Raw genomic sequence first — 9,359 nt, forward strand, 5'->3', positions numbered from 1 at the left:
GCACGCGATGCAGACCGCCCAGGAACGCAACCTGGAGTGGGAGACGGACCCGAAGTGGCACGACAAGGCCTCCGGCCAGGAGGAGTGAGTGCCCTGTCTGTGCCAGGCCTTCGTCCGCGGCCCGGTGGACGGTTGCTCGCGCAGTTCCCCGCGCCCCCAAAAGCCGTTTTCGTCCGCGGCCCGGTGGACCGTTGCTCGCGCAGTTCCCCGCGCCCCTGAAAACCCGCCTTCGTCCGCGGCCCGAGGGGGGTTGCTCGCGCCACCGAATCCCGGGGGCGGCTACCTACCTCAGGGGCGCGGGGAACTGCGCGACCAGCCCACCACCGGGCCGCAGACGGAGGCCTGGCACAGACAGGGCACTCACTCCTCCTGGCCGGAGGCCTTGTCGTGCCACTTCGGGTCCGTCTCCCACTCCAGGTTGCGTTCCTGGGCGGTCTGCATCGCGTGCTCCGCCTCCTCGCGGCTCGCGTAGGGGCCGAAGCGGTCCTTGGCGGGACACTCCGGGCCCTCCTCGACCTTGGCGTGCACCAGGCAGTAGAACCACTCGCCCGGCTTTCCGGCCGTGCGCTTCTTGAACAGGGCCATACAGAGGCTCCTTCCTCGGTCCGCCCTCGGACCTTCTCGACCATGCTGCCCCAACGCGGCTCGATAGACTCGCCGGCATGTCTGGCCAGTCGCTGCTCGTACCAGGGGAGCTCTCTCCCACCCGCTCCGTCCCGGGGAACATCCGCCGCCCCGAGTACGTCGGGAAGCCCATGCCCGCGCCGTACACCGGCCCCGAGGTGCAGTCCGCCGAAACGATTGAGCTCATGCGGATCGCGGGCCGTATCGCCGCCCGCGCCATGGAGGAGGCCGCCAAGCTCATCGCACCCGGCGTCACCACCGACGAGCTCGACCGGGTCGCGCACGAGTACATGTGCGACCACGGCGCGTACCCCTCGACACTGGGGTACCGGGGCTTCCCCAAGTCCCTGTGCAGCTCCGTCAACGAGGTCATCTGCCACGGCATCCCCGACTCCACCGTCCTGAACGACGGCGACATCGTGAACCTGGACGTCACGGCGTACATCGGCGGCGTCCACGGCGACAACAACGCCACCTACCTCTGCGGCGACGTCGACGAGGAGTCGAAGCTGCTGGTCGAGCGGACCCGGGAGTCGCTCAACCGCGCCATCAAGGCCGTCAGGCCCGGCCGCCAGATCAACATCATCGGGCGCGTCATCGAGTCGTACGCCAAGCGGTTCGGCTACGGCGTCGTGCGCGACTTCACCGGCCACGGCATCAGCACCGCCTTCCACTCCGGGCTGATCGTGCCGCACTACGACGCGCCGCACGCCACGACCGTCATCAAGCCGGGGATGACCTTCACCATCGAGCCGATGCTGACGCTGGGGACGCACGAGTACGACATGTGGGAGGACGGCTGGACCGTCGTCACGCGCGACCGGAAGCGGACGGCCCAGTTCGAGCACACACTGGTGGTGACCGAGACGGGCGCGGAGATCCTCACGCTGCCCTGACCGTCGTCGCCCGTCGTCGCCCCGCTTCTCCGGAGGCACGCCTTGGACCCGCCGCTCCCCACGCCCTTCCCCACGCCCTTCCCCACGCGCTTCTCCACCCGCATCCGCGCGGCGTCGCACGAGCGGCACACGGAGGCGGAGAACTCCGGCTTCATGAGCGCCCTGCTCGGCGGCCGGCTGGGCGTGGAGGCGTACGCCCGGTACACCGAGCAGCTGTGGTTCGTGTACCGGGCGCTGGAGGAGGGGGCGGCGGCGCTGCGCCACGACCCGGTGGCGGGACCGTTCATCCGGCCGGAGCTGATGCGTACGCCCTCGCTGGAACGGGACCTGGCGTATCTGCGGGGCACGGGGTGGGAGCGCGGCGCGGTGCCGCTGCCCGCGACACGTACCTACGCGGCGCGGGTGCGGGAGTGTGCCGCGACGTGGCCCGCCGGGTATGTGGCGCACCACTACACGCGGTACCTCGGGGATCTCTCCGGCGGCCAGATCATCCGGGACCGGGCCGAGAAGACGTGGGGGTTCGCCCGGAAGGGCGACGGGGTGCGGTTCTACGTGTTCGAGTCGATTCCGAATCCCGCCGCGTTCAAGCGGGGGTACCGGGAGCTGCTGGACGCGGTGGGGGTGGACGAGCTGGAGAAGCAGCGGGTGGTGGAGGAGTGCCGGCGGGCGTTCGCGATGAACACGGCGGTGTTCTCGGAGCTGGGGGAGGAGTTCGCGCGGAGCGCGTGACTTCTTGGCGCGGTGTTCTTTGTCCGCGGGCCGGTGGGGGCTCGTCGCGCAGTTCCCCGCGCCCCTGGGGGGTTGCGGGGCGTCGGCACCGGGGGCCGCGGCCCCCTCACGCCGTGCGGCTGGTTTCCAGGCGTACCCTGCCGCCCAGCTCGATCGTCTCGTCCGGGCCCGGGGCCGTCAGGAGCTGGGAGCCGGCGCCCTGGGTGATGTTCAGGGCCCGGCCCAGCTGGGCCGTGAGGAGCAGGGCCGCCGCTCCCGTGGCCTCGTCCTCCGTGATGCCGTCGCCCCGGCCCGGGAACGCCCTCGCCCGGACGCGGCCCGCGGCCTCGTCCTCCCAGGCCCAGGCGTACACCCACTCCCCCGGCTCGGGCACCTCCAGGGCGTCCACCTCGGCCGCCGAGGCGTACCGGCGCAGGGTGCGCGGCGGGGCCCAGCCCGGGTGGGCCGTGATCCAGGTGAACTCGCCGTCCTGGCGCGCGAACACCTCTCCGACGGGCAGTTCCAGTACGTCCACGTCGAGCAGCCACGCCGCGCCGACCAGGGGATGCCCCGCGAAGGGCAGCCGCAGGCCCGGTGTGTAGATGTCGACGGCGCCCCGCTCGGGGTCGTCCACGAAGACCGTCTCGCTGAAGCCGAGCTCCTTGGCCAGCGCCTGCCGGGCCGCCTCGTCGGGCAGCAGCGAACCCTCGCGCACCACGCCGAGGGCGTTGCCGTGGCGGCCGTCGGGGCCGCAGAAGACCCTCAGTACGTCGATGAGGACGCCGGGTACGCCGTTTTCCGTCACCCCCGCATTCAACAGCACCGGCGAACGCCGGGGGCCGGTGTTCACCCGGACGGGATCACAGGGGCGCAGGGAAGCGCGCGGGGGCGCGGGAAATCAGCCATGCGCAGGGGTGTGAGCCCGGGGCAAACCGGATGGATCATGGTCCACGCAGCACTGCTTGACCGCTCCTTGACCTCGCCATGGCTTTCTTGTGATTGGCCTGTTATCGACCGGTGTCACCTGGGACGAGGTGAGAGCTGAATCACGGACCCGATGGGTATCGGTCAGGTAAGCCTCGGTTAAGTTAGGTCCGCCTCACCCCCTGACCGAAACCAGTGTGGAGCCCACATGCGAGCCGTCCGTCTCTCCGTTGTCACCGCTGCCACGGCCGCGGCGGCTCTGGCCGCCGTCACGGGCTGCTCCTCGAAGAGCGACTCCAAGAGCGCTGACGGCGCCATCCAGGTCACCGCCTCGGACGACGCCTGCAAGGTGTCCAGGACCGAGTTCGCGGCCGGGCACGTGCAGTTCGCCATCGAGAACAAGGGCTCCAAGGTCACCGAGGTCTACCTGCTCTTCCCGGACGACCGGATCGTCGCCGAGCGCGAGAACATCGGCCCCGGCCTCAAGCAGAACCTCACCGCCGAGGTGAAGGCCGGCTCGTACGAGATCGCCTGCAAGCCCGGCATGAAGGGCAACGGCATCCGCCAGAAGGTCACCGTGACCGGCGGCGGCCAGACCCCCAGCCGCGACCCGAAGCTGGACGCGGCCGTCGCCGCCTACCGCACCTATGTGCAGCAGCAGGCCGACGAGACCCTGCCGAAGCTGAAGACCTTCACCGACGCCGTCGCGGCCGGTGACGTCGAGGGCGCGAAGAAGGCGTACGCCCCCTCGCGCATCGGCTGGGAGCGCACCGAGCCGGTCGCCGAGTCCTTCGGTGACATCGACCCGAAGACCGACACCCGCGAGGACGGCCTGGAGAAGGGCCAGACGTGGACCGGCTGGCACCGTCTGGAGAAGGCGCTGTGGGCCGACGGCAGGATCGGTGACGAGGAGAAGAAGCTCGGGGTCCAGCTCGCCACGGACATCGCCGACTGGCAGAAGCGCGTCGGCACCGCCGACATCACCCCGACCTCCATGGCCAACGGCGCCAAGGAGCTCCTGGACGAGGTCTCCACCGGCAAGGTCACCGGTGAGGAGGAGCGCTACAGCCACACCGACCTGGTCGACTTCAAGGGCAACGTCGAGGGCGCCCAGAAGGCGTACGAGCTGCTGAAGCCGGTCGCCGCGAAGAACGACCCGAAGCTCACCGCCGAGCTGGACAAGCAGTTCGCGGCGATCGAGGCCCAGCTCGACAAGTACCGCGCCGACAAGAACTCCTACGACTTCACCCCGTACGACAAGGTCGGCGCGAGCGAGCGCAAGCAGCTCTCCGACGGTGTGAACGCGCTCAGCGAGCCGCTCTCCAAGCTCGCCGCGGCCGTCGCCAAGTAACCCGTACGCGGACAGAACAGGAGGGGATACGCCATGAGTGACACGACCGACGCCGACGCCGGCACCACCACCGACACCGCCGGGGACGCGAAGTCCTCGGCGCCGTCCCGCCGTTCCCTGCTCGGCTGGGGCGGTGCGGGCCTGGCGCTCGGCGCCGCCGCGGCCGGAGGCGCGGTCGCCGCGGTGCGCGGTGACGGCGGCGACGCGGTGCCCGCCGCCGAGTCCGGCGCGGCCGTGCCGTTCTACGGCGTCCACCAGGCCGGTATCGCCACCGCGGTCCAGGACCGGCTGCACTTCGCCGCGTTCGACGTGACCACCAAGGACCGCGCCGAGCTGGTCCAGCTCCTCAAGGACTGGACGGCCGCCGCGGCCCGGATGACCGCGGGCCAGACGGTCGGCGAGGGCGCCTACGGCGGTCTCGCCGAGGCGCCGCCGGACGACACGGGCGAGGCGCTCGGCCTCAAGCCGTCCCGGCTGACCCTCACCGTCGGCTTCGGCCCCTCGCTCTTCGCCAAGGGCCGCTTCGGCCTGGAGGGCAAGCGGCCCGAGGCGCTGGTCGACATCGAGAAGTTCCCGCACGACAACCTCGACCCGGCGCGCAGCGACGGCGACCTGTGCGTCCAGGCGTGCGCGGACGACCCGCAGGTGGCGGTGCACGCGATCCGCAACCTGGCCCGGATCGCCATGGGCCGCGCCGCGGTGCGCTGGTCCCAGCTGGGCTTCGGCAAGACCTCCTCGACCACGCCCGAGGCGCAGACCCCGCGCAACATGATGGGCTTCAAGGACGGCACCCGGAACGTCTCGGGCACCGACACCGCCGCGCTGGACCAGCACGTCTGGGTCGGCGAGAAGGACGGCTCGCCCTGGATGACCGGCGGCTCCTATCTGGTGGCCCGCCGCATCCGGATGCACATCGAGGCCTGGGACCGCACCGGTCTGCAGGAGCAGGAGGACGTGTTCGGGCGCGACAAGGGCGAGGGCGCCCCGGTCGGCAAGGCCAAGGAGCGCGACGAGCCGTTCCTGAAGGCGATGAAGCCGGACGCGCATGTGCGCCTGGCGCACCCCGACTCCAACGGCGGGGCGACGATCCTGCGCCGCGGCTACTCCTTCACGGACGGCACCGACGGGCTGGGCCGCCTGGACGCGGGCCTGTTCTTCCTCGCCTACCAGCGGGACGTCCGCAAGGGCTTCCTGCCCGTCCAGCGCAGCCTGGCGCGCCACGACGCGCTCAACGAGTACATCCAGCACGTGAGTTCGGCGATATTCGCCGTCCCGCCCGGCGTCCGCGACAAGGACGACTGGTGGGGCCGGGCACTGTTCAGCTGATCGGCCGAGGGCTGAGGGGAAACGAATGTTCGGCAATTATCTGATCGGCCTGCGCGAGGGTCTTGAGGCCAGTCTGGTCGTCTGCATCCTCGTCGCGTACCTGGTCAAGACCGGCCACCGCGAGGCGCTGCGGCCCATCTGGATCGGCATCTCCGTCGCCGTCCTGGTGGCGCTGGGCTTCGGCGCGGGCCTGGAGTTCGGCTCGCAGGAAATGACCTTCAAGGCGCAGGAGGCGCTCGGCGGCTCGCTGTCGGTCGTCGCCGTCTGCCTGGTCACCTGGATGGTCTTCTGGATGCGGCGCACCGCGCGGTTCCTGAAGTCCGAGCTCCAGGGCAAGCTGGACGCGGCCCTGCGCCTGGGCACCGGCGCCCTGGTGGCCACCGCCTTCCTGGCGGTCGGCCGGGAGGGCCTGGAGACCTCGCTGTTCGTCTGGACCTCGGTGCACGCGGCCGGCTCCGACAGCGGCAACACCGACCCGCTGGTCGGCGCGCTCCTCGGGCTCGCCACGGCGGTGTTCCTGGGCTGGCTGTTCTACCGGGGCGCGCTGAAGATCAACCTGGCGAAGTTCTTCACCTGGACCGGCGCGATGCTGGTCGTGGTGGCGGCGGGCGTCCTCGCGTACGGCGTGCACGACCTCCAGGAGGCCGACTTCATCCCCGGCATCAAGAGCCTGGCGTTCGACATCAGCTCCACGATCGAGCCGGACAGCTGGTACGGCACGGTCCTCAAGGGCGTCTTCAACTTCCAGCCCGACCCGACCGTCCTCCAGGTCACGGTGTGGGCGCTGTACCTCATCCCCACGCTCGCACTGTTCTTCGCCCCGGTAGGGTTCGCGAAGTCCGCCGGGAGCGCCGCTCCCGCGGCGGCGGCCCAGCAGGCGGCCAAGAAGGACGAGGGGCAGAAGGCAGTCCATGAGCAGGGTGAGGCGGCTGACGGGGGCGCTCGCGGCGGTGACCGTACTGACGGTGACGGCGAGCGGCTGCGTGACGGTGCACGGCGAGCGGGAAGTAGTCCCGTCGGCGACCAGGGCTGAGGCCGCACAGGCGCTCAGGGACTTCACGGACGCGTACAACAGGGCCGACAAGGCCTACGACCCGGCCCTCGACGCGGGCCGGGTCACCGGCCCGCTCGGCGCGGTCAACCAGGCCGGGCTCCAGGCCCGCCACGTCACCGACCCGGGCGGCAACCCGCAGCACGTGCCGCTGGAGCTCACCGACGCGCGGTTCTCCATACCCAGGAAGGCGGGCTGGCCCCGCTGGTTCGTCGCGGACACCGACTCCAACCGCGACAAGGACACCGGGCCGACCGACACGCGCTGGCTCCTGGTGTTCGTACGCGCCGGGGCGGACGACGTCTGGAAGGTCGCCCACCTCTCGGTGCTGGCCCCCAAGGACGTACCGGCCCTCGCCGTGGACGAGGACGGCTTCGCCGAGCCCGTACGTCCCGACGACACCGGCCTCGCCGTGGCCCCGAAGGACCTGAGCGAGAGTTACGTGGCGTATCTGCGCACCGGCCGCCCCGAGACCTTCGCGCCCGGCCCGCACACCACCGAGTGGCGCGACCAGCGCAAGAAGAACGCGATCCTGCCCGGCATGTCCACCCAGTACGTGGACCAGCCGCTGGACGGCGGCGACTTCGCCCCCCTGGCCCTGCGCACCCGCGACGGCGGCGCCCTCGCCTTCTTCGCCACCCGCCACTTCGAACGCCAGACGGCGGCGAAGGGGGTGCGTCTGAACATCAACGCGGACGTACGGGCCCTGATGACGGGCGAGGCGAAGTCGACGGTGACGAAGGAGCGCGTCTCGGACGACGCGGCGCGGGTCCCTGCGGGGCGGGGTGCGGTGACGGTGATCAACCGGTTGCAGGGGTTGGTGTCGGCGAAGGGGGAGTAGGCGGCGGGCGGTCGTTTTCGTCTGCGGGCCGGCGGGGGCTGRTCGCGCAGTTCCCCGCGCCCCTAAAGGCGTGGCCCGGCACCGCATGGTCATCGCGGTACCGGGCCAGGCCTTCTGCCTGAAGGGGCGCGGGGAACTGCGCGAGCGAGCCCCACCGGCCCGCAGACGGGCAACAGTCCCCGGAGGGGCTCAGCGGCCCAGGGGCCAGGCCACGGCGTGGGCGTCGCCGGCGCCGTGCCGGGCGCACGCGTCCGTGAGGGACTCCAGCAGGGTCAGCGGATCGGGCAGCTCGTGCTCAGGCCCTCGGACCCACGCCACGACGTGGTCCCCCGGCAGACGGGCGGGCGGCACCAGCACATAGCTGCCCCGGCAGTGCCACCGCAGCCCGGGATGCTCGTCCATCGTCTCCGGATGGCAGTCCAGCTCGCACGGCCACCACTCGTCCTCGTCCTCCGGCGTCCCCCGCGTCGCCGTGAAGAAGAGCATCCGGGCCTGGTCGCCGACGCCCCCGGACTCGGCCACCGGGCCCACCTCGACGCCTTCCGCGAGCAGCCGCTCCAGCGCCTCGCGCCCCGCGTCGAGGGGGACGTCCAGCACGTCGTGGACCATTCCCGTCGCGGTGATGAAGTTCGCCTCGGGCTGCCCCAGGGCCCACCGCTCGATCTGGGCGCGGTCGGTGGTCGACTGCGTCTGCCAGGCGAACGAGACCGGGTGCCGCGCCGGGGTGGGACAGCCCACGCGGTCGCAGGAGCACCGGTAGCCGGCGGGATACGCGGCCGGGGCCAGCGGCAGCTTCGCGGCGGCGGCGGCGAGCAGCAGATCGAGGCGGCCCGTGTCCGCGCCGGGGGCATCCTTGGGACGCCTGCGCAGCCAGCGGGACAGCTTGCTCTCCGAGCTGCCGGAACGCCCGTACTCCGCGCCCATCTATCCCCTCACCTCACCGTTGCCCCGCGAGAACCTTCTCCCATGCTCCCACCATCCTGCGCCCGCCGAGGCCGTACCCCCCAACCCGGGGCTCTCAGCGGGGGGCGAGTCCGCGCAGGGCGTACTCGACGACGGTGTCCGCGTACGCGTGGGTCAGCGGCAGGGTGCGCAGCAGCCAGCGGTGCGAGAGGGGGCCCACCAGCAGTTCCAGGGCGGTGCGCGGGTCGACGTCGGCCCGTACCTCGCCCGCGTCCTGTGCGGAGCGCAGCCGGTCCACGTACAGCCGCAGCTGCGGCTCCAGGAGGTTGTGGACGAACGCGGCGGCGATCTCGGGGTCCACGATCCCCTCCGCCGCGAGCGCCCGGTACGGCGCCTCGGTGGCGTTGTCGTTGAGCTCGTCCACGGTGGCGCGCAGCACCAGCTTGAGGTCGGACTCCAGGTCACCGGTGTCGGGCAGGGACACCTCGCCCTGGACGGCCTGGCGGCTGAGGTCGACGAACGCCTCCAGCAGCACGGCGGCCTTCGAGGGCCACCAGCGGTAGATGGTCTGCTTGCCGACGCCGGCCCGGGCGGCGATGCCCTCGATGGTGGTCTTGGCGTAGCCCGTCTCGCCGACGAGGGAGAGCGCCGCGTCGTAGATCGCGCGCCGCGAGCGCTCGCTGCGGCGGGTGGAGTCGGGTGCCTTCGCGTGGGGGGAGGCGGGTGCCTTCGCTC

Annotated in this window: 10 protein-coding genes; 6 read left to right on the top strand and 4 right to left on the bottom strand. The window is 71.7% G+C overall.

From position 1 onward, the window contains the following. Positions 1-360 precede the first annotated feature (360 nt). Complete coding sequence (locus ACJA3G_RS21605) at positions 361-585, bottom strand: hypothetical protein (RefSeq protein WP_406554670.1); 225 nt, start codon at positions 583-585, stop codon at positions 361-363. A gap of 77 nt (positions 586-662) precedes the next feature. Between ACJA3G_RS21605 and map the strand changes: the two genes are divergently transcribed. Then, complete coding sequence (gene map, locus ACJA3G_RS21610; RefSeq protein WP_406554671.1) at positions 663-1,520, top strand: type I methionyl aminopeptidase; 858 nt, start codon at positions 663-665, stop codon at positions 1,518-1,520. 42 nt (positions 1,521-1,562) lie between these two features. Then, the gene (locus ACJA3G_RS21615) at positions 1,563-2,249 is read left to right on the top strand and encodes a heme oxygenase (biliverdin-producing) (RefSeq protein WP_406554672.1); all 687 of its coding nucleotides are present in this window, start codon (positions 1,563-1,565) and stop codon (positions 2,247-2,249) included. A gap of 106 nt (positions 2,250-2,355) precedes the next feature. Here ACJA3G_RS21615 and ACJA3G_RS21620 read toward each other — a convergent pair whose 3' ends face one another. Beyond that, positions 2,356-3,033, bottom strand: a complete 678-nt coding sequence (locus tag ACJA3G_RS21620) for a PhzF family phenazine biosynthesis protein (RefSeq protein ID WP_406554673.1) — start codon at positions 3,031-3,033, stop codon at positions 2,356-2,358. A gap of 327 nt (positions 3,034-3,360) precedes the next feature. Between ACJA3G_RS21620 and efeO the strand changes: the two genes are divergently transcribed. Genes efeO through ACJA3G_RS21640 form a run of 4 tightly spaced genes read left to right on the top strand, consistent with a single transcriptional unit; the run spans position 3,361 to position 7,721 of the window. Further along, positions 3,361-4,503 carry an iron uptake system protein EfeO gene (gene efeO, locus ACJA3G_RS21625; protein WP_406554674.1) on the top strand — a complete coding sequence of 381 codons (1,143 nt, stop codon included), beginning with the start codon at positions 3,361-3,363 and terminating at the stop codon, positions 4,501-4,503. A gap of 33 nt (positions 4,504-4,536) precedes the next feature. Beyond that, positions 4,537-5,829: an iron uptake transporter deferrochelatase/peroxidase subunit gene (efeB, locus tag ACJA3G_RS21630; protein WP_406554675.1), complete on the top strand. Its 1,293-nt coding sequence runs from the start codon at positions 4,537-4,539 to the stop codon at positions 5,827-5,829. Between the two features lie 25 nt (positions 5,830-5,854). Then, positions 5,855-6,862 (top strand): iron uptake transporter permease EfeU, encoded by a 1,008-nt coding sequence (gene efeU, locus ACJA3G_RS21635; protein WP_406554676.1) that lies wholly within the window; start codon positions 5,855-5,857, stop codon positions 6,860-6,862. Further along, positions 6,750-7,721, top strand: coding sequence for a hypothetical protein (locus ACJA3G_RS21640; RefSeq protein ID WP_406554679.1), 972 nt, complete (start codon positions 6,750-6,752; stop codon positions 7,719-7,721). Before efeU ends, ACJA3G_RS21640 begins: the two co-directional genes overlap by 113 nt. A 189-nt stretch (positions 7,722-7,910) precedes the next feature. Here the strand turns inward: ACJA3G_RS21640 and ACJA3G_RS21645 are convergent, their stop codons facing one another. Together ACJA3G_RS21645 and ACJA3G_RS21650 are read right to left on the bottom strand one after the other, a co-directional pair. Further along, complete coding sequence (locus ACJA3G_RS21645) at positions 7,911-8,645, bottom strand: bifunctional DNA primase/polymerase (RefSeq protein ID WP_406554677.1); 735 nt, start codon at positions 8,643-8,645, stop codon at positions 7,911-7,913. A 94-nt stretch (positions 8,646-8,739) separates the two neighbouring features. Continuing rightward, on the bottom strand, positions 8,740-9,359 hold a 620-nt coding region (locus tag ACJA3G_RS21650), incomplete at its 5' end, for a TetR/AcrR family transcriptional regulator (protein WP_406554678.1).

This window comes from Streptomyces sp. YS-3, assembly GCF_045257485.1.
Taxonomy (GTDB): domain Bacteria; phylum Actinomycetota; class Actinomycetes; order Streptomycetales; family Streptomycetaceae; genus Streptomyces.

Coding starts and splice junctions, on each gene's coding strand:
- efeU (WP_406554676.1), top strand. CDS start 5,855: ATGTTCGGCAATTATCTGATCGGCCTGCGCGAGGGTCTTGAGGCCAGT.
- efeB (WP_406554675.1), top strand. CDS start 4,537: ATGAGTGACACGACCGACGCCGACGCCGGCACCACCACCGACACCGCC.
- efeO (WP_406554674.1), top strand. CDS start 3,361: ATGCGAGCCGTCCGTCTCTCCGTTGTCACCGCTGCCACGGCCGCGGCG.
- ACJA3G_RS21605 (WP_406554670.1), bottom strand. CDS start 585: ATGGCCCTGTTCAAGAAGCGCACGGCCGGAAAGCCGGGCGAGTGGTTC.
- map (WP_406554671.1), top strand. CDS start 663: ATGTCTGGCCAGTCGCTGCTCGTACCAGGGGAGCTCTCTCCCACCCGC.
- ACJA3G_RS21645 (WP_406554677.1), bottom strand. CDS start 8,645: ATGGGCGCGGAGTACGGGCGTTCCGGCAGCTCGGAGAGCAAGCTGTCC.